Source organism: Amycolatopsis sp. H20-H5 (assembly GCF_035828755.1).
Taxonomy (GTDB): Bacteria; Actinomycetota; Actinomycetes; order Mycobacteriales; family Pseudonocardiaceae; genus Amycolatopsis.
Window position 1 is genome coordinate 26,016 of record NZ_JAYMZS010000076.1, and the last position, 19,501, is coordinate 45,516.

Annotated in this window: 16 protein-coding genes and 3 pseudogenes; 7 read left to right on the forward strand and 12 right to left on the reverse strand. The window is 70.4% G+C overall.

What is annotated here, in order from left to right:
* Positions 1–39: 39 nt before the first annotated feature.
* The 3 genes and pseudogenes from QMK34_RS31910 to trhA all read right to left on the reverse strand — a co-directional run bounded on the left by QMK34_RS31910 (position 40) and on the right by trhA (position 1,788).
* Complete coding sequence (locus tag QMK34_RS31910; RefSeq protein ID WP_326418353.1) at positions 40–501, reverse strand: pyridoxamine 5'-phosphate oxidase family protein; 462 nt, start codon at positions 499–501, stop codon at positions 40–42.
* A 117-nt stretch (positions 502–618) separates the two neighbouring features.
* Positions 619–1,026 (reverse strand): annotated as a pseudogene (locus QMK34_RS31915) (XRE family transcriptional regulator); the annotation flags it as partial.
* A gap of 120 nt (positions 1,027–1,146) precedes the next feature.
* Positions 1,147–1,788, reverse strand: a complete 642-nt coding sequence (trhA, locus tag QMK34_RS31920) for a PAQR family membrane homeostasis protein TrhA (RefSeq protein WP_442785256.1) — start codon at positions 1,786–1,788, stop codon at positions 1,147–1,149.
* Between the two features lie 131 nt (positions 1,789–1,919).
* Between trhA and QMK34_RS31925 the strand changes: the two genes are divergently transcribed.
* Together QMK34_RS31925 and QMK34_RS31930 are read left to right on the forward strand one after the other, a co-directional pair.
* Positions 1,920–2,696: an isoprenyl transferase gene (locus tag QMK34_RS31925; protein WP_326418354.1), complete on the forward strand. Its 777-nt coding sequence runs from the start codon at positions 1,920–1,922 to the stop codon at positions 2,694–2,696.
* Between the two features lie 368 nt (positions 2,697–3,064).
* On the forward strand, positions 3,065–4,459 hold the full coding sequence (locus QMK34_RS31930) for a PhoH family protein (RefSeq protein WP_326418355.1): 1,395 nt from the start codon (positions 3,065–3,067) through the stop codon (positions 4,457–4,459).
* A 76-nt stretch (positions 4,460–4,535) separates the two neighbouring features.
* Here the strand turns inward: QMK34_RS31930 and QMK34_RS31935 are convergent, their stop codons facing one another.
* Positions 4,536–5,975, reverse strand: coding sequence for a GuaB1 family IMP dehydrogenase-related protein (locus QMK34_RS31935; protein ID WP_326418356.1), 1,440 nt, complete (start codon positions 5,973–5,975; stop codon positions 4,536–4,538).
* Positions 5,976–6,010: 35 nt separating this feature from the next.
* On the opposite strand from QMK34_RS31935, the gene QMK34_RS31940 reads away from it, so the two are divergent.
* Complete coding sequence (locus QMK34_RS31940; protein WP_326418357.1) at positions 6,011–6,478, forward strand: DUF309 domain-containing protein; 468 nt, start codon at positions 6,011–6,013, stop codon at positions 6,476–6,478.
* 23 nt (positions 6,479–6,501) lie between these two features.
* Here QMK34_RS31940 and QMK34_RS31945 read toward each other — a convergent pair whose 3' ends face one another.
* On the reverse strand, positions 6,502–7,119 hold the full coding sequence (locus QMK34_RS31945; protein ID WP_326418358.1) for an MBL fold metallo-hydrolase: 618 nt from the start codon (positions 7,117–7,119) through the stop codon (positions 6,502–6,504).
* Between the two features lie 104 nt (positions 7,120–7,223).
* On the opposite strand from QMK34_RS31945, the gene QMK34_RS31950 reads away from it, so the two are divergent.
* Positions 7,224–8,453, forward strand: a complete 1,230-nt coding sequence (locus QMK34_RS31950) for an NADH:flavin oxidoreductase/NADH oxidase family protein (RefSeq protein WP_326418359.1) — start codon at positions 7,224–7,226, stop codon at positions 8,451–8,453.
* On the opposite strand, the gene QMK34_RS31955 is transcribed toward QMK34_RS31950, so the two are convergent.
* The 5 genes and pseudogenes from QMK34_RS31955 to QMK34_RS31975 form a co-directional block, all read right to left on the reverse strand.
* A complete protein-coding gene (locus QMK34_RS31955; RefSeq protein ID WP_326418360.1) occupies positions 8,434–9,084 on the reverse strand; it encodes a Pr6Pr family membrane protein in 651 nt (216 codons plus the stop codon). The two genes, QMK34_RS31950 and QMK34_RS31955, sit on opposite strands and share 20 nt — an antisense overlap.
* Before the next feature lie 162 nt (positions 9,085–9,246).
* The gene (locus tag QMK34_RS31960) at positions 9,247–10,545 is read right to left on the reverse strand and encodes a S53 family peptidase (protein ID WP_326418361.1); all 1,299 of its coding nucleotides are present in this window, start codon (positions 10,543–10,545) and stop codon (positions 9,247–9,249) included.
* A 180-nt stretch (positions 10,546–10,725) separates the two neighbouring features.
* Positions 10,726–12,255, reverse strand: a pseudogene (locus QMK34_RS31965) (ATP-dependent DNA ligase).
* 44 nt (positions 12,256–12,299) lie between these two features.
* A complete protein-coding gene (gene pdxR / locus QMK34_RS31970; RefSeq protein WP_326418362.1) occupies positions 12,300–13,694 on the reverse strand; it encodes a MocR-like pyridoxine biosynthesis transcription factor PdxR in 1,395 nt (464 codons plus the stop codon).
* Between the two features lie 45 nt (positions 13,695–13,739).
* The gene (locus tag QMK34_RS31975; RefSeq protein ID WP_326418363.1) at positions 13,740–14,594 is read right to left on the reverse strand and encodes a helix-turn-helix transcriptional regulator; all 855 of its coding nucleotides are present in this window, start codon (positions 14,592–14,594) and stop codon (positions 13,740–13,742) included.
* 129 nt (positions 14,595–14,723) lie between these two features.
* Between QMK34_RS31975 and QMK34_RS31980 the strand changes: the two genes are divergently transcribed.
* Positions 14,724–15,749, forward strand: coding sequence for an aldo/keto reductase (locus QMK34_RS31980; RefSeq protein ID WP_326418364.1), 1,026 nt, complete (start codon positions 14,724–14,726; stop codon positions 15,747–15,749).
* A gap of 66 nt (positions 15,750–15,815) precedes the next feature.
* The gene (locus tag QMK34_RS31985; protein ID WP_326418365.1) at positions 15,816–16,838 is read left to right on the forward strand and encodes a DMT family transporter; all 1,023 of its coding nucleotides are present in this window, start codon (positions 15,816–15,818) and stop codon (positions 16,836–16,838) included.
* On the opposite strand, the gene QMK34_RS31990 is transcribed toward QMK34_RS31985, so the two are convergent.
* A complete protein-coding gene (locus QMK34_RS31990; RefSeq protein ID WP_326418366.1) occupies positions 16,744–18,141 on the reverse strand; it encodes a class II fumarate hydratase in 1,398 nt (465 codons plus the stop codon). The genes QMK34_RS31985 and QMK34_RS31990 overlap by 95 nt on opposite strands.
* A gap of 113 nt (positions 18,142–18,254) precedes the next feature.
* Here QMK34_RS31990 and QMK34_RS31995 point away from each other — a divergent pair, with 113 nt between their 5' ends.
* Positions 18,255–19,250, forward strand: a complete 996-nt coding sequence (locus QMK34_RS31995) for an NAD(P)/FAD-dependent oxidoreductase (protein WP_326418367.1) — start codon at positions 18,255–18,257, stop codon at positions 19,248–19,250.
* 96 nt (positions 19,251–19,346) lie between these two features.
* On the opposite strand, the pseudogene QMK34_RS32000 reads toward QMK34_RS31995, so the two are convergent.
* Positions 19,347–19,501 (reverse strand): annotated as a pseudogene (locus QMK34_RS32000) (serine protease); the annotation flags it as partial.

The following is a 19,501-nucleotide window of genomic DNA, read 5'->3' on the forward strand; positions in this document are numbered from 1 at the left end:
GTTTAACGCCGTCATGGTGGCCTTCAGGGACCTTCGGGTTCAGCCGGGGATGTCGAGGGCGGTGCCGTAGAGGCGGCTGACGTGGAGCCGGATGACGAGTCGACGCTCAGCGACCATGATCTCGAGGAACTCGGCCGGATCCGCCATCGGCGGCTGCATCGCGAGGATCTCCTGCCCTGCGGCGTCGCCTGGCACGGTAGTGACGTCGGACAGCTCGGCCTCGCCCTCGGCGACGACGAACGACAGGAAGTCCGGGCTGGAGACGTAGAGCGAGGTCTTGGGATTGGTGCGCAGTTGCTTGACCTTGATCCGGTCCGCGGTGGTCCCGATCCGGATGACCCGCTCCGCCGGGTCCCACTGGTAGGCAACGGTCGACAGGTGCGGGTGCCCGCTGCGCTTGTTCGTGGCGAGTGCGCCCATGACGCTTCCGGCGAGCAGCTTCTCGAGCTCGGCGTCCTGGAGCGTGCGGGGCGGCGGTCCGGAGTTCTTCGTGGTGGTCACGCTGTCCACCTTGGACGCCGGGTGTGTCCGGCGGAAGAGGGCACTTTCTTGTGCCAGGGGTAACAACCTTGTGTCTGTCCAGGTCAGGCGGATCATCCCGCGCAGCACGGCTGGGAACTACGTGAAGTGGACCGTTTTGGAGGTGGCGGGCTTGGCGAGGTTCCACACGGCTTCGAAGCTCTCGGAGTAGGTCTCGAGCAGGTCCCCGGCTGACAACCTGCGCAGGTGCAGCGACGGCGCGTGAGCCCCCCTGGAACCGCGTCTCGACGTTCCCCACGCCGATCAGCGGCCGGTAGGACACCAGGGCGTAGCGGATCCGCGCGGGTAACGTCCCGTCGCCGAGTTGCTCTTCCTTGCCACGCAAGGCCACGCTGATCCTCGTGCCCGTGGAGGCCTTGGCGGTCAAGTCTTTGATGAAGCGCGGGCGCTCGACCAGGAACAGTGCCTGGTGCTCAGGGGTGACGGAATCCGGCCACAGTAGGTCTCGGACTCGCGCGCCATGGCGGGGAGCTTGTGCCGGTGCTGTCCCGCTGTGCGGTGATCATGTCCCACGGCTTGCCGGAGATCGTTCCTGCAGTACATGTGCGGTGACTGTGTGTCTCACATAGACCGGGCGATCGTGGACCGGGAGCGCCGGTGCCGCCGTCAGGAGTAGACGGCCAGCCAGATCGCGATGTAGTGCGAGATCGCCGCCAGCACCGTGCAGGCGTGGAAGAACTCGTGGTAGCCGAAGGTGTTCGGCCAGTGGTTGGGCCATTTGGTCGCGTAGAAGATCGCGCCCGCGGTGTAGAACAGGCCGCCGACCGCGAGGAGGACCACCGCGGCGATACCCGCGTGGGAGGCGAGTTCGGGGAAGACGAAGACCGCGACCCAGCCCAGTGCGATGTAGATCGGGACGCCGACCCAGCGCGGCGCGTCCGGCCAGAGCATCTTGAGGGTGACGCCGCCGATCGCGCCGCCCCAGACCACGGCCAGGATGATGTAGCCCAGCGGCTGGGGCATCGCCAGCAGGGCGAACGGGGTGTACGTGCCCGCGATGAACAGGAAGATCATCGAGTGGTCGGCGCGTTTCATCCACTGGTACGCGCGGGGGCTCCAGAGCTTGCGGTGGTAGAGCGCGCTGACGCCGAACAGGCCGAGGATCGTCAGGCCGTAGATCGAGGTCGCCAGCGCGGCCCTGGCCGAAACCGTCGATGCCGCCAGGCTGATCAGGCTGGCGGCCCCCGCGAGGGCGCCGAAGAAAGTCCAGAAGTGGAGGTGGCCCCGCATCCGCGGGCGGGTGTCCACCACGGGCGTCGAGCCGGACGGCTGGGGTTCGGTCGCTACGCTCACTCTTCCAGGTTACGGCAGCGTAGGTTTTTGGCCAGTGTTCGTGGCGCGTCGCACCCCTTCCCGCCGGGTGCGTACCCTCCGTTGACGTGAGTGTCCGGTCCTTTCTGTCCGACGTCCTGTACAGCGCCTACGGGCGGCGGCTGATCCAGCAGGCCGCCGGCAAGCATCCACGTCATATCGCGATCATGCTCGACGGCAATCGGCGGTGGGCCCGTGAAGCCGGGTTCAGCGACGTCGCCGACGGGCACCGCGCGGGCGCGAAGAAGATCGCCGACTTCCTGAGCTGGTGCCGCGAGGCCGAGGTCGAGGTGGTCACCATGTGGCTGCTGTCGACCGACAACCTCGGCCGGGCGCCCGAGGAGCTCAGCCCGCTGCTCAAGATCATCACCGATGTCACCGACGAGCTGGCCGGGCCGGAGACGCCCTGGCGGCTGCGGATCGTCGGCGCGCTCGACCTGCTGCCCGCCGAAGTCTCGGCCAGCCTGACCGCCGCGGCCGCCCGCACCGAGGACCGGACGGGCATGGAGGTCAACATCGCCGTCGGTTACGGCGGACGGCAGGAGATCGCCGACGCCGTGCGCAAGCTGCTGCTGCAGCACGCCGACGAGGGCACGACGATCTACGAGCTGGCGAAGATCCTCGACGTCGACCACATCTCCGAGCACATGTACACCTCCGGCCAGCCGGACCCTGATCTGATCATCCGGACCTCCGGTGAGCAGCGGCTTTCCGGATTCCTGTTGTGGCAGTCGGCGCATTCGGAGTTCTGGTTCACCGAGGCCTTCTGGCCCGCGTTCCGCCGGGTCGACTTCCTGCGGGCCATGCGTGACTATGCCTGGCGGCACCGGCGCTTCGGCGGCTGACACCATCGGGTGGGAACCTCCTATACCTGCTCACGCAGTGTCACGGTTGCTCAGGGTGTGTTTCAGGAGATCGACAGTGAGATGACGGTTTGGCGAATCACCTGTGTGGCTGCCTGCACGAACCGCCGGACGCAGGTAACTTCCGAAGTGAGGGTCAGCGTCCCATGCGGACCCTCACGGGAGGCCCTGGTCGTGGCTGTTGCGGAACGAACGGTTGAACCGTTCATGAAGCGCACGAGGGGGCCGGCACCCGGCCCTCGTGGCCGCGTGAGCTGACGCACCAGCGTCAGCCAGAGCGGACCAGCCAGGGAGGATGCCCGGCCCAGCGAGTGCGGGCGTGGTGCCACGCCCACGAGGGAGATGCCGTCGTGACTGCGCAGCGTTCACCCCGTAAGGCCTCCTCTGGCCGCTCTTCGACCGGTGCCACTGGCACTGAGAAAGCCTCGATCTCGCCCGATCCACAGCGCGCCACCTACGTTCTCGACACTTCGGTTCTGCTGTCCGACCCCTGGTCGGTGACCCGATTCGCCGAGCACGCCGTCGTGCTTCCGCTGGTCGTCATCAGTGAACTGGAGGCGAAACGTCACCATCCCGAACTGGGCTGGTTCGCTCGCGAAGCTCTTCGCATGCTCGACGACCTGCGCCGGCAATACGGCAGGCTCGACGCGCCGATCCCGATCGGCGAGCACGGCGGGACGCTCCAGGTAGAGCTGAACCACTCGGACCCCACGGTCCTGCCGGTGGGCTTCCGCACCGACTCCAACGACCACCGCATCCTGGCCTGCGCGCTGAACCTGGCGGCGGAACTGCCTTCGGTCACGCTGGTCACCAAGGACATCCCGCTGCGGGTCAAGGCGGGTGCCGTGGGGTTGGACGCGGACGAGTACCGCGCGCAGGACGTCACGCCGTCCGGTTTCACCGGGATGGCGGACGTGGACGTCCAGCAGGACATGGTCGACGCGCTGTTCTCGGGCAGCACGGTCGACCCGGCGGAGTTCGGGCTGCCGGAGATCGGTGAGCTGCCCTGTCACACGGGGCTGCGGCTGCTGGCGGGGAGTTCGAGCGGGCTGGGACGGGTGACCGCGGACAAGCGGATCCGGCTGGTGCGGGGCGATCGTGAGGCGTTCGGGCTGCGCGGCCGCTCGGCCGAGCAGCGCGTGGCGCTGGACCTGCTGCTGGACCCGGACGTCGGCATCGTCTCGCTGGGCGGACGAGCCGGGACGGGGAAGTCGGCGCTGGCGCTGTGCGCGGGCCTCGAGTCGGTGATGGAGCGCCGCGCGCACCGCAAGGTCGTGGTGTTCCGGCCGGTGTACGCGGTCGGCGGGCAGGACCTCGGCTACCTTCCCGGCTCCGAGAGCGAGAAGATGTCGCCCTGGGCGCAGGCGGTGTTCGACACCCTGGGCTCGCTGGTCAGCCAGGCCGTGCTGGACGAGGTGTTCGACCGCGGGATGCTCGAGGTGCTGCCGTTGACGCACATCCGCGGCCGCTCGCTGCACGACACGTTCGTCATCGTGGACGAGGCACAGTCACTGGAGCGCAACGTGCTCCTGACCGTGCTCTCACGTCTCGGCACGGCTTCGCGGGTGGTCCTCACCCACGACGTCGCACAGCGCGACAACCTGCGGGTCGGGCGGCATGACGGCGTCTCGGCGGTGATCGAGAAGCTGAAGGGTCACCCGCTGTTCGCGCACGTCACGCTGACGCGGTCCGAGCGCTCTCCGATCGCCGCGCTGGTTACGGAGATGCTGGAGGACCACGGGTAGGCCCTCGGAAGTGTCATGAAAGGGTCTTTCAGGGCAATTTTTGCCCTGAAAGACCCTTTCATGACACGTGGGAGAGCTACCAGCCCGCGGGCAGGGGCCTTCCCTCCGCGAATCCCGCCGCGGACTGCACGCCGAGGACCGCGCGCTCGTGGAACTCCTCGAGCGTGCGGGCCCCGGCGTAGGTGCAGGCCGAGCGGACGCCGGAACCGATCGAGTCGAGCAGGTCCTCGACGCCGGGGCGCGCCGGGTCGAGGGCCATGCGCGAGGCCGAGATGCCCTCCTCGAACAGGCCCTTGCGGGCGCGGTCGAAGGCGTTGTCCGTGCGCGTCCGTGCGCCGACGGCGCGCTTCGACGCCATGCCAAACGACTCTTTGTACGGGCGGCCCTGCTCGTCGTAACGCAGGTCGCCGGGGGATTCGTGGGTGCCGGCGAACCAGGAGCCGACCATCGCGGCCGACGCGCCCGCGGCCATCGCCAGCGCGATGTCGCGGGGGTGGCGGACGCCGCCGTCGGCCCAGACGTGCTTGCCGAGTTCACGGGCCGCGGTGGCGCATTCGGCGACCGCGGAGAACTGGGGGCGGCCGACGCCGGTCATCATCCGCGTCGTACACATCGCGCCGGGCCCGACGCCGATCTTGACCACGTCGGCGCCCGCCTGGATGAGGTCGCGCGTGCCCTCGGCGGTCACGACGTTGCCCGCGACCACCGGGACCTGCGGCGAGACGGATCGCACGGCCTTCAGCGCGGCGATCATTTTCTCCTGGTGCCCGTGCGCGGTGTCGACCACGAGGACGTCGACACCGGCGGCCAGCACGGCCTCGGCCTTCGCCGCGACGTCGCCGTTCACGCCCACCGCGGCGGCGACCCGGAGCTGCCCGGCGGCGTCGACGGCCGGGGTGTAGATGTCCGCGCGCAACGCGCCGACCGCGGTCATCACGCCCGCGAGGCGGCCGTCGGCGTCGAGGCCCAGCGCGAGCCGGGCGCCGTGGGCGTGCAGCTGCTCGAAGACCTCACGCGGCGCGGTGTCCAGCGGGACCGCGACCAGCGCGGGCTCGGCGACGTCCGCGAGGCGGGCGAAGCGGTCTACGCCGTTGCAGGCAGCTTCGTCGACGATGCCGACGGGCCTGCCTTCGCCGTCGACGACCACGACGGCACCGTGGGCGCGTTTGCCGACCAGGTTCAGCGCGTCGGCGACGGCGTCACCACCGGTCAGCACGAGCGGCGTGTCCCACACGGTGTGGCGGCTCTTCACCCAGCTGATGATGTCGGCGACGGCGGCGGTGTCGACGTCCTGCGGGAGCACCACCAGCCCGCCGCGGCGGGCCACCGTCTCGGCCATGCGGCGGCCGGCGACGGCCGTCATATTGGCCACCACGATGGGGATCGTCGCGCCGGTACCGTCCACAGTGGACAGGTCGACGTCGAAGCGGGACTCCACGTCCGAGCGGTTCGGCAGCAGGAACACGTCGTCGTAGGTCAGGTCATGAGCGGGTCGATGCCCATCCAGAAAGCGCACGAGTCCCCAGGGTAGCCGCATGGGAGACTGAGGGCATGACCGACCGGGATCGTGACGACGACGGCCGCGCCCGCAACGCCCGCCCCCGCGACGGACTCGGCAGGCCGCTGCCCTACGGCGCCGAAGGGGTCGAGCGGGCACCGGAGGGCGTCGTGCGCACACCGGCGGACTCCCTCGCCGAGGCGCAACGCCTGCTCGACGAGGGCAAACCGTTCCATGCGCACGAAGTCCTCGAGGATGCCTGGAAGTCGGCGGACGGGCCCGAGCGGGAGCTCTGGCGCGGACTGGCGCAGCTCGCGGTCGGTCTCACGCACGCCTTCCGGGGGAACGGGACGGGCGCGGCCGCGCTGCTGGAGCGGGGCGCGGAGAACGTCGAGCCGTTCCGGGAGTCGCCGCCGTACGGCATCGACGTCGCCGGGCTGCAGGCCTGGGCGCGGTCCCTGGCGGACGAGGCGAAAGTGCGGGCCCGGGTGGAGCCGGTGGTGCCGCGGCTGGCCGGGTGAGACCTCGCTTACGGAGCTGGTGACTAGTCCCAATCCTTCGAGGCCGTCTTCTCGGCGCCGATGGTGGTGCTCTCGCCGTGCCCGGTGCGCACACTCGTGGCCTCGGGGAGGGCGAAAAGCTTCTCCCTGATGGACTTCACGATCGTCGGATAGTCCGAATAGGACCGTCCGGTGGCGCCGGGGCCGCCGTGGAACAGGGTGTCCCCGGTGAACACCACGCCGAGGCTCTCGGCGTAGAGGCAGACCGCGCCGGGCGCGTGGCCGGGGGTGTGGATGACCCGCAGTTCGGTGCCCGCGACGGTCACCTTCTGCCCGTCGGTGAGTTCGCCGTCGGGTGCGCGGTCCGGATGGGTCAGGTCCCAGACGACGCGGTCCTCGGGGTGCAGCAGGATCGGCGCGCCCGTGCGTTTCGCCAGTTCCGGCGCGGCGTTGACGTGGTCGTTGTGTCCGTGGGTGCTGACGATGGCCCTGACCTGGCGGTCACCGACGATGTCCGCGATCGCCGCCGCGTCGTGGGCGGCGTCGATCACCAGCACCTCGTTCTCGTCACCCACGATCCAGACGTTGTTGTCGACTTCCCAGCTGCCACCGTCGAGCTCGAACACGCCCGAGGTGACCAGGTTCTGCACAATCGCCGTCATGCCCCGACCTTAACGACCAGCTTCCGGACCTGCTGACATACCGCCGGTATCTACTTTCAGGTAGTATTACCGCCGGTAAGGTGACCTGCGGCGACGGGAACGCGATGACGCTCACGCAAGACCTCCTGGCCGAGCCCTTCAAGCTGCGGTGCGGGGCGGTGCTGCCGCACCGGCTCGCCAAATCGGCGCTGAGCGAGCAGCTGGGCGACCGACGCAACAACCCGAGTCCCGAGCTCATTGAGCTGTACCGGACGTGGGCGCGCGGCGGCGCGGGCGCGCTGTTCACCGGCAATGTCATGGTCGATCCGGCGGCGCTGGGCGAACCGCGCAACGTCGCGCTGCCCGCCGAGCCGGACCCCGGCGCGTACCGGCAGTGGGCGGCCGCGACCGGCGGCACCGACGCCCAGCTGTGGGTCCAGCTCAACCACCCCGGCAGGCAGAGCCCGCGCTTCCTGTCCCGGCAGCCTGTCGCGCCCTCGGCTGTCCCGTTCGGCGACCGCGGCATCCGCTCGGTGTTCGCGACGCCCCGCGCGCTCACCGGTGTCGAAATCGAGGCGATCATCGAGCGGTTCGCGCTGGCCGCGCGCACGTTCGTCGACGCGGGCTTCACCGGCGTCCAGCTGCACGGCGCCCACGGTTACCTGATCTCGCAGTTCCTTTCGCCGCTGACCAACCTGCGCACCGACGAGTGGGGTGGCGACGCCGAAGGCCGCCGCCGGTTCCTGCTCACCCTGGTCCGGCGGGTCCGTGCGGAGGTCGGCGACGCGGTCCCGCTGTCGGTCAAGCTCAACAGCGCCGACTTCCAGCGCGGCGGCTTCGACGAGGGCGAGTCGCTTCGCGTCGTCCGTGAGCTGGGGGAATCCGGTCTCGACCTGCTGGAGATCTCCGGCGGCACCTATGAGAAGGCCGCGATGATGGGTTCCGGTCGCGCCAGCACGGTCAGCCGCGAGGCCTATTTCCTGGATTACGCCGCCAAAGCCCGTCAGGTCAGTGACGTCGCGCTGATGGTCACCGGCGGGTTCACCACGGCCGCCGGGATGGCAGCGGCACTGGACTCCGGCGCGCTGGACGTCGTCGGGCTCGGGCGGCCCGTGATCGTCGACCCCGGGTTGCCGGGGCGCCTGCTGGCCGGTGAGGACGTGCGCGCCGAGCGGCTGTGCCCGCGGACCGGCATCCGGCTGGCCGACAGCCTGCTCGAGATCCAATGGCACACCCAGCAGATGCACCGGGTCGCGGCGGGCAGGCCGGTGGACCGCCGACGCGGCGCGCTGCGCACGCTCGCGTTCGGCGCGGCGGCCGATCCGGTCAACGCGTTCAGGCGGGTTCGGGCCTGACGGTTCGGTTGGCGAGGACGCGGTCGAGCAGCAGGGCGCCGGAGGCCAGGGCGGTGAACAGGACGGCGACGAGCAGGCAGTTCAGCACGACCCGGCCGTAGCCGAGGGCCTGCGCGTCGAGGAACGGGTACGGGTAGTAGTCGTCGATCGCGCCCCGGACCAGCGTGAACGCGAGCCAGATCAGCGGGAACGCCGTCGAGAGCCCGACTACGCGCCAGGTGAGCGCGCCGCGCGGGCCGAACAACAGCCAGCCCAGCACGCAGAGGATCGGCGACACCTTGTGCAGCATCGTGTCGGCGAACGCGGCCGCGCCGCTGAGGTGGTAGAGCCCGGCCAGCGCGACCTGGTAGACGATGCCGGTCACCGCGATGCCGACGAGCGCGTCGAGCCGCAGCACCCGGAACAGCGTCGACGGCCGGGTCAGGCCGAGCGCCAGCAACAGGCAGGTCCCACCGACCAGCAGATTCGAGTCGATGGTGAAGAAACAGAGCAGGTTCGCCAGCCGCCCGGCCACGGCGTCGAACAGGCCCTCGGTGGTGTCCGCCGTCGACACGACCTGGACGACCAGGCCGGTCAGCACCACCAGCGCGGTCACCGCGAACCAGCCGCGCGCGATCTTCGGATTGACCATTTCGGTAACCGTACGGACGGAGCAGCCAGCTCGCCTGCCGATGCCGCCCACCCCACCGCCCGAGCCCCAAACGGGAGCAAGGGACCTTTGCTAGCGTTCCAACGTGCACGAGGTAATCGTGTGCGAGGAGACGATAGCAAAGGTCCCTTGCTCCTATTTTGGCTAGCGGACGGCCTTGACCAGGGCCGGGACGAAGACCGAGGCGTCGAGCGTGCCCCAGCCGGTGGCCACGTCGAAGCCCTTCGCGGCAGTGAAGCCGACGACGCCGTCTTGGCTGTTGTCGCCGGTCACGACGTCGATGATGCCCGCCTTGGCGCCCTGCGGGCCGAGCTTCGTGTACAGGGCCGGGTTGATCTGGCCGAGCTTGCCGTGGTTGGCCTGCACGGCGAGGGCGAGCACGCCCGCGAACAGCGGCGCGGACTGCGAAGTGCCCTGGACGCCTTCCATGCTGATGTCCGGGAACGAGCGCATCGTGCTGCCGGTGATCTTCTTGACGCCGTTCTGCCATGACGGGCGGGCGTACGTCTTGGAGAAGCCCGCGCCCTCGGAGAAGCCGTTTTCGGCGACGTTCACCACGTCGTCGGGCTTGGTGCGGGCGCCGGTGGCGTCCAGGTGCAGCTGGGTGCCGCCCAGGGTGGTGACCCGCGGGTCACTCGCCGGCCAGCTGGCGACCCGGTACGGGTAGTTGCCGGGGCCGTAGAGGTAGCCGCCGGTCGGGCCGTCGTCGCCGGAGGAGGCGACCATGGTGATCCCGGCCTTGCTCGCGCGGTCCAGCGCCGGGTCGAGGGTCTTGATCGAGTCGAACGACGGGAAGTTCTCCTCCGTCGTGCCGAAGCTCATCGAAATGACGTCGACGAGCTTGTGCTCGGTCATGTAGTCGACCGCGTGCATCATCTCGGGCAGCCCGGTGAAGCCCTGCGTCTCGGCCACCGGGGTCGCCGCGACGACGATCTTCGCGTTCGGCGCCATCGCGTGCATCATCGTCACGTCGAGGTCGGTCTCGCCGCCCCAGCCCTGGCAGGTCGCGGTGTCGACGCCGGGGTCGGTGCAGGCCGGGACCGGGCCCGAGGGCTGGATGACCTCGAGGTTCGCCGGCGGCAGGCCGTGGTTGCGCGAGTAGGTGTCGAGCACCTGCTTGACCTTGTCGTCGCCGAACGAGACCAGGGTCGCGACCGTGCTGCCCGCGCCGGTGATCCCGGAGTTCCAGAGCTTCGTCGCGTTGTAGGCGGTGCTTTCCTTCGGCAACGTGGCCATCGCCGCTTCCAGCTTCGCCACCCGCTGCTCGACCGTCTTCGCGCCGGCGAACGACTGCGCGGCCGCCGAGAAGTGGTGCTTCGACGGCGGGTGCGGGGCGGTCGGCGCCGGTGCGGCACCCGCGGGGGCGGCGAACGCCGTCACCAGCAGGGTGGCGCTCGCGAGCAGCGTCGTGGCCACCGCCGGCCGTCGAACAGCCAGAGGCACGCGGAAAGTCATACTTGTCTCCCAGTTTTTTCGGCGAAATGGAGAAAGCTCCAGCGTCACTCTCATCCATCGCCGAGTCCGGGAACATCGACTTTCGTCTGGCCTTTGACCGCGGGTGAGCCAAAAACGGCGGCAATGTCCCAATTGACGTTTTTGCGGGCCAGGTCTTTCTCCTTCTCCTCAGGGGATTTCGGGCCGCCTGCCGTGGAGCAGACCTCGCACGGTTTCGATCGTGTCCGCTTCGGCCGCTTCTTTGTCCGGGCGATATCGGACAACCCTCGCGAAGCGCAGCGCGAGCCCGCCGGGGTAGCGCGTGCTCACCTGGGCGCCGTCCAGCTCGATTTCGACGACCAGCTCCGGGCGCACCCGGACCGCCCAGTCCGTCCGGCTCGTCTCGATCTCCTGGAAGCGGGCGGTCTGCCAGGCCAGCAGCTCGTCGGTGAGGCCCTTGAACGTCTTGCCCACCATGATCGGCGGCCCGCCGTCGGGATCGCGGGCGCCCAGATGCAGGTTCGACAGCGTGCCGGTGCGCCGCCCGTGCCCCCATTCGGCGGCGAGCACCACCAGGTCGATCGTGTGCACCGGCTTGACCTTCAGCCACGCGCGCCCGCGCCGCCCCGCCGCGTACGGCGCGTCGAGCGCTTTGACCATGACGCCCTCGTGCCCGGCGGCCATCGCGGCCGCCAGCACCGACTCCGCGCTCGGCGGGTTCACCTCGCCGGGGATGACGTGCTCGCCCGCGACCTTGTGCAGGGCCTCGTTGCGCTCGGACAACGGCGCGTCCAGCAGGTCGACGCCGTCGAGGTGCAGGCAGTCGAAGAAGTACGGCCGCAGCAGCAGCGCGCGGACCTGCTCCTCCCGGGTGCTGCCGAACCGGCTCATCGTCTCCTGGAACGGCCGGGGCCGCCCCTCATCGGTCAGCGCCAGGGTTTCCCCGTCGAGCACCACCGACTCGCACGGCAGCGCCCGCACGAGCTCCACCAGCTCCGCGACGCTTCCGGTGATCTCGCGCAGCGTGCGGGTGTACACGTGCACGACGTCGCCCTCGCGGTGGACCTGGATCCGGGCCCCGTCCATCTTTTACTCGACCAGCGCGTTCGCGTGCTCGCCGACGGCTTCGGCCAGCGACTCCGCCGGTGAGGCGAGCATCGGCCGCAGCGGACGGCCGAGCTGCAGCCGGAACGCGGCCAGCCGCTCGCTCCCACCGGCCATCGCCGCGAGCGCGGTGACCGGCAGCTGCCCGGACAGCATGAACGCGCGCCGCACTTCCTCGGCCGGGACCGCCGCGGCCGCGGCCACCGCGTCGAGCATCACGCCCTCCAACGCACCCTGCCGAAGCTCGCCGGTCAGCAACCGGAACAGAAAGCGCTGCTCCTCCTCCGTCGCCTTCGCGAACAGCTCGCGCAGCGCCTCGCTTCGTCGTTTGGCCGACCCGGCCCCGGCCGCCGCGCCGACCTCGCCCAGCGCCGCGTCCACCTCGGCCACCGTGACCGCCGCGCCCGCGGCGGGAGGTGCGTCGAGGTCGGCCAGGGTCCGCCAGCCCGTGCCGATGCGGCCCTGCGTCGGCTGGCCGGTCAGGAACGCGACCACGGCGGGCAGCTCCGTCTCGTCCGCGGCGCGCAGCAGCTCGGCCAGGGTGGCGATCTTCGCCTTCCTGGACCGGGTGGCGGCCAGCTCGGTGGACGCTGTCACGACTGCTGCGAGCAACATGAGGACATCATGCGGGCAGGGTCCGACAGTTTCGCGTCGGGCAGTCAGCCGACGGCCGCCATCTGGGCCACGGCCGCCCGCAGCCGCTCCGGCGGCAGCGCCGCGTAGCCGAGCACCAGCCCGGGAAACGGTGCCCTGCCAGGGCTGTGCGTGTACAGCGACAGGGCAGGGGCGTTGATGCCGCGCGTGGCGAGTTCAGCTTGCAGCGCAAGGTCGTCGGTACCCGCCGGGAGCCGGATGACCACGTGCAGCCCGGCCGCGATGCCGATCGGCCGCCAGCGCGGCAGCTGCGTCGCGAGCGCTTCGAGCAGGGCGTCGCGCCGCTGGCGGTAGAGGCGGCGGGTGCGGCGCAGGTGCCGGTCGTAACCACCCGAACGAATGAGCCGCGCGAGCGCGGACTGCGGCAGCGGCGCGCACCCGAGGTCGTGCAGGTGCTTGTTCTCGACGATCCTCGCGCGCAGCTTGGCGGGCGGGATCAGCCAGCCGATGCGCAATGCGGGCGCGAGAACTTTGCTGACGCTGCCGATGTAGGCGACCCGATCCGGCGCGAGCGCGCGCAGGGCGCCGAGCGCGGGCCGGTCGTAGCGGTGTTCGGCGTCGTAGTCGTCCTCGATGACCAGCCCGCCGGTCTGTCTTGCCCAGGCCAGCAGCTCGCGGCGTCGGTCCGGATGCAGCGCGACGCCCAGCGGGAACTGGTGCGCCGAACTGACCACGACCGCCTGACAGTCCGAAGTGGACAGAGCGGAGACGACGATGCCGTGTTCGTCCACCGGCACGCCGACCGGCTGCAGTCCCTGGCGGAGGAGCAGGTCGGCCTGGCCGCGGTGGCTGGGGTTCTCCACGGCGATCCGGAGCAGCCCCCGCGTGCAGAGATCCTTGGCCAGCAGGGAAAGCGCTTCGGCGGCACCGCTGGTGATCACCAGCTCACCCGCTGTGGTGGGCAGTGCCCGGACGCGGCCGAGGTAGGCGGCGAGTTCGGCGCGCAGCACCGGCTGGCCCGCCGGGTCCGGGTAGCCGAGGGCCGAATCGGGGGTGTCGGCCAGTGCTTCCCGTTCCGCGGCAAGCCATTCGGCGCGGGGGAAGGCGGCCAGCGCGGGAAGTCCGGGGCGTAGGTTGTATGACCAGTGCTCGTCCGCGGGCGGCGGGGCGGCGGCCGGGGTGTCACCTTGGTCCAGCCTCGCCACCCGCGTGCCGGAGCCGCGTTTGCTCAGCAGGTAACCCTCGGCGACGAGCTGTTCGTACATCGCGGTGACCGTGCCGCGGGCCAGCCCTAGCTGGCCGGCGAGGTCGCGTGACGACGGCAGCCGCGTGTCCGCGGTGAGGTGCCTCGAACGGATGGCCTCGCGCAGCGCCGCTTCGGCCGCCTTGCCCGGCCGTCCGCCGCCGGCGGACATCGCGGGCAGGAGCAGTTCGTGCAAAGTGGCCCAGTCACCATCCATGCCGGGCCACGTTACACCTGGTCCACTCTTGTCACACCGGCTTTCTCAGGAAAGTTCCGAGCGGACCTCCGGCTCGGCGATCCAGCTGGCCAGCAGGCGTAAAGCGCGTTCGCTGGCCGAGCCCGGCTGCGCGGTGTAGATGACCAGCCCCTGGTCGGGGTCGTCGGGCAGGCGCAGGGTCTCGTAGTGCAGCACGAGCTCACCCACGATCGGGTTCATCATGATCTTGACCGCGTGTGCCTTCTCGCGCACCGAATGGCCCGCCCACAGCTTCCGGAACTCAGCGCTGCCCAGCGAAAGCTCGCCGACCAGCTGGGCGAGGCGCGGGTCGTCGGCGTACCGCCCGCTCTCCGAGCGCAGGTTCGCGACGACCTCCTTGGCCACGCTTTCCCACTCCGGGTGCAGGTCACGGGCTCGCGGGTCGAGGAAGAACAGCTTCGCGATGTTGCGCTCGGCGGGCTCCGCGGTGCCGAAGTCGAAGCTGAGCGTGCCGCCGAGTTTGTTCCAGGCGAGCACGTCGAGGTAGCGGCCGAACACGAACGCGGGCGCCTGGATGGCGTCGAGCATGAGCTGCAGCTCCGGCCTGGTCCGCTGCGGCTTCGGGCGCGGCGCGCGGTTGCGTTTCGGCGCGGCGAGATTGCGGAGGTACGCCTCCTCGTCGGTGTGCAGCCGCAGCGCGCGGCCGAGCGCGCCGAGCACCGAATCGGAGATGGTGCCGGCGCGGCCCTGTTCGAGGCGGGTGTAGTAATCGACGCTGATCCCGGCCAGCTGCGCCAACTCCTCGCGGCGCAGGCCCGCCACGCGCCGCTGGGTGGCGCCGGTGGGCAGGCCGAAGTCCTCGGGATCGAGTGCGGCGCGGCGCGCCTTCAGGAACGTTCCCAGCTCCGCGGTGTCGCTCATGCCTTCGAGTATCCCGTGTTCGGCCGCCGCCCTGCCTGGTACTGGCGGACCCAGGTTGCGGGTGGCCTGGTCCGATCGTGCGGACGCCAGCACTGTGGGTCTCACGGACGAGCGAGCTGGGAGAACACAATGCAGCGACGAATTCTGGGTGGAACGGGCATTTCCGTCAGTGAGCTGGCCTTCGGCGGGATGATGCTCGGCTCCTGGGGGAACCCGGACCACGAGGACGGCATCCGCATGGTGCACGCCGCGCTCGACCGCGGCATCAACTTCGTGGACACCGCGGACATGTACTCGGCCGGCGAGAACGAGCGGATCATCGGCAAGGCGCTCAAGGGCCGCCGCGACGACGTAGTGCTGGCCACCAAGGGACATTTCCCGATGGGCCCGGACGCCAACCAGGGCGGCAACTCCCGCCGCTGGCTGACCCGCGCGCTCGACGACAGCCTGCGCCGCCTCGACACGGACTACGTCGACCTCTATCAGATCCACCGGCCCGACGCGACGACGGACATCGACGAGACGCTGTCGGTGCTGTCCGATTTCGTGCGGGCGGGCAAGGTGCGCGTGGCAGGCTCGTCGATGCTCCCGGCGGAGCAGATCGTGGAGGCGCAGTGGGTCGCGGAAAAGCGCGGCCACGTGCGGTTCCGCACCGAGCAGCCGCCGTACTCGATCTTCAACCGCGCGATCGAGTCCGCCGTGCTGCCGACGACGCTGAAGTACGGGATGGGCGTGCTCACCTGGAGCCCGCTGGCCAGCGGCTGGCTGTCCGGCCGGTACGACAAGGCGTCCGATGTGGACCTTTCGGTCGGGCGGCGGCTCCTGCAGGCGCACAAGTTCGACCCCGCGCTGCCGGCGAACGCGGCCAAGCTGGTGGCGGTGGCCGAGCTGAAGAAGCTGGCCGCGGAGCTCGGCAGGCCGCTGACCCACGTGGCGCTGGCGTTCGTGCGGGCGCATCCGGGCGTCACCTCGGCGATCATCGGGCCGCGGACCCCGGAACAGCTCGCCGACCTGCTGGCGGGCACCGATCTCGTGCTCGACGCCGGTGCGCTCGACCGGATCGACGCGATCGTCCCGCCGGGCACCGACCTCAACAGGTTCGACGCCGACTGGGCCCCGCCGGCGCTGACCGACCCGGCCTTGCGACGCCGGTAAGTGGTCCAGTTCCAGAGTGCTTCGGTGGTCCTTCCGAGTGGTCCACCATGAAGGCAGGCTGGGGCCATGAACAAGGGAGTGCTGGCCGGGATTTCGACCTCGGTGATCGTGGGCGGTTCGGTGCCGGTGACGGGAATGCTGAACGACTATCCGCTGCTCACCGGTCAGGCGCTGCGCTACGCGCTCGGCGGATTGCTGCTGCTGGCCTGGGCACGGCTGGGGCGGCGCCCGTTGCCCCGGCCGCGACTGCGTGACGTCCCGACGTTGTTCGCGCTCGCCGCGACCGGGATGGTCGGCTTCCAGGCGTGCCTGCTGCTCGCGCAGCGCTACGCCGAGCCGGGCCTGGTCGCGGCGATGCTCGGGGGAAGCCCGCTCGTGCTGGCGCTCGGCGCACCCCTGATGGCCGGGCGGCGGCCGTCGGCGGCACCCGTGGTGGGGGCCGTCTTCGCCGCGGCGGGGATCGCCCTGCTGTCCGGCGGGGGAGCGGCTCACGGGCCAGGGCTCCTGCTCGCCGCGGGGGCGACGTTGTGCGAAGCGTGCTTCACGCTGCTGGCCGTCGGGCTGGTGTCGCGGCTCGGGCCGCTGGCGACGTCGACCTGGAGCTGCTGGGCGGCCGCGATCGGGGCCGCGCTGATCGGGACCGTGGCCGATCCCGCCGGGGCCTGGCAGATGCCTGACGCGCGGCAACTCGGCGCTCTGCTGGTGCTCGCGGTCGTGGTGACGGCCGTGGCGTTCTGCTTCTGGTACTCGGCGGTGTCGGCGCTGGGGGCCGATCGTGCCGGGGTGCTCATCGGCCTGATGCCGGTGGCCGGGCTGGCCGTGTCACTCCTGCTGGGGGTGCAGGAGTTCCGGCCGGTGCAGCTCGCCGGGGTGGGGCTGGTGTCGCTGGGGGTGGCGGCCGGGCTCCGGCTCCGGGGTCTCGAGTGTCATGAAAGGGTCTTTCCGGACAAAAATTGCCTGGAAAGACCCTTTCATGACACTTCGGAGCGGGGAGCTACTTGCCGCCGCGCGCCATCCGCAGGACGTCCAGTGCCTCGTCGAGCTGGGCCTCGGTCAGCTTCCCGCCCGACACCAGGCCGCGCTCGATGACGACCTCGCGGATCGTCTTCAGCTCCTTCAGAGCCTGCTTCGCCACGGCCGCGGCCTCTTCGTAGCCGATGTAGGAGTTCAGCGGCGTGACGATCGACGGCGAACCCTCGGCGTACTGCCGCGCACGCTCGACGTTCGCGGTCACGCCGTCGAAGACCTTGTCCGCCAGCAAGCGCGAAACGGCCGCGAGCAGACGGGCGGATTCCAGGACGTTGCGGGCGATCACCGGGAGGTTGACGTTGAGCTGGAAGTTGCCCGCCGCGCCCGCGAAGGCCACCGCCGCGTCGTTGCCGATCACCTGCGCGACGACCTGCAGGGTCGCCTCCGGGATCACCGGGTTCACCTTGCCGGGCATGATCGACGAGCCGGGCTGCAGGTCCGGCAGGGCCAGCTCGCCGAGGCCGGTGCGCGGGCCGGAACCCAGCCAGCGCAGGTCGTTCGCGATCTTGTTCAGCGACACCGCGAGCGTGCGCAGGTGGCCGGACGTCTCGACGACGCTGTCCTGCGTCGCCTGTGCCTCGAAGTGGTCACGCGCCTCGATGAGCGGCAGGCCGGTGACCGACGCGAGTTCCGCCGCGACAGCGCCGCCGAAGCCGTCGGGCGCGTTGAGGCCGGAGCCGACCGCGGTGCCCCCGATCGGCAGCTCACCCAGCCGGGGCAGGCCGGACTTCAGCCGTTCGATGGCGAACCGGATCTGCGACGCCCACGCGCCCGCCTCCTGGCCCAGCGTGATCGGGACGGCGTCCATCAGGTGCGTGCGGCCGGACTTGACCACGTCTGCCCAGTCCGCCGCGCGCGCCTCGATCGCGGTCGCGAGGTGCTCCAGTGCCGGGATGACGTCGACCAGGACGGCCTCGGTCGCGGCGACGTGGATCGTCGTCGGGAACGTGTCGTTCGACGACTGCGACGCGTTGACGTGGTCGTTCGGGTGGACGTCGCGGCCCAGCGCGCGGGTGGCGAGCGTCGCGATGACCTCGTTGGCGTTCATGTTCGACGACGTGCCGGAGCCGGTCTGGAACACGTCGATCGGGAAGTGCGCGTCGTGCACCCCTTCGGCGACCTCGTCGGCGGCCTTCGCGACGGCCTCGGCGATGTCGGCGTCGAGCACGCCGAGCTTCGCGTTCACCCGCGCGGCGGCGGCCTTGAGCAGGCCGAGCGCGCGGATCTGGGCACGCTCCAAGCCGCGGCCGGAGATCGGGAAGTTCTCCACGGCCCGCTGCGTCTGCGCGCGGTAAAGAGCGTCGACCGGGACGCGAACCTCACCCATGGTGTCGTGTTCGATCCGGTATTCCTGTTCAGCCATGACCCCAGTTTCGCGCAGTACCGGCGCGGCCGCTCCGTGTCCTTGGGCACCAAAGTGGCTAGGATCGGCTGTGTTCTCGATCACTGCCATCCACCACTGGCTGGAGCGAGCCCATGACTGGGTCTTCTGGGGATTCCTCTTTCGACATCGTGATCATCGGCGCGGGTCCCACGGGCCTGTTCGCCGCCTACTACGCGGGGTTCCGTGGCCTGTCGATGGCCATCGTGGACTCGCTGCCCGAAGCGGGCGGGCAGGTCACGGCGATGTACCCGGAGAAGATGATCTACGACGTCGGCGGGTTCGCCGCGGTGAAGGGGCGAGATCTCGTCCAGGGCCTCGTCGACCAGGTCGCGCCGTGGAAGCCCACGTACTTGCTGGGCCGCAAGGCCGAGAAGCTGGAGACAGCGCAGGACGGCGGCGTCACGCTCACCCTCGACGGCGGTGAGCTCGTGCACGCCAAGTCGGTGCTGATCACCGCGGGCATCGGCGAGTTCACCCCACGCCCCTTGCCCGCCGGGACGGAGTGGCTCGGCCGGGGGATGGTCCATTTCGTGCCTTCGCTGGCCGCGCACGCGGGGCACCACGTGATCGTCGTCGGTGGCGGCGACTCGGCGTTCGACTGGGTGCTCGCACTGCATCCGACGGCCGCGAGTGTCACTCTCGTGCACCGCCGCGCGAAGTTCCGCGCCGCGGAGTCGATCGTGCGGCAGGCCACCGCGCTCGGCGTCCGCATCGTCACCGACGCCGAGGTCACGCAGTTCGTCGCCGGGCCGGATGGGGCGCTCGTCGGCGTCGAAATCGACGTCAAGGGTGGCGAAACGCTGTCACTGCCCGCGAATTCCGTGGTCGCCGCGCTCGGTTTCACCGCGGATCTCGGCCCGATCGAGAGCTGGGGCCTGGAGATCGATCACCGCGCCATCTCCGTCGACTCGACGATGGCGACGGCGCGCGACCGCGTCTACGCCGCGGGCGACGTCGCCGCGTACCCGGGCAAGGTGAAGCTGATCGCGACCGGCTTCGGCGAGGCCGCGACGGCCGTCAACAACATCGCCGTCGCCCTGAACCCGGACGCGCACCTGTTCCCCGGCCACTCCAGCAACGCCGAGTAAATGCCCCTGAAGGCCACCATCACGGCGTTTTACGCTGTGAGGCCCGTCGCCGACGAGGCGACGGGCTTTTGAAGACACAGTGGCCTTCAGGGACCGTCAAGCAGCGGGGCCGGGGGCGGTTTTTTCGGCGATCCAAGGCGCGTAGGCGACGGCGGAGGTGTAGATCGACGGGGCCGTCGCGCAGGTCAGGTCGCCGTTGCCGGGACGGCTGGTGAGGCCGAGCAGGACCCAGCGGTCGCCGATCTTCGCCA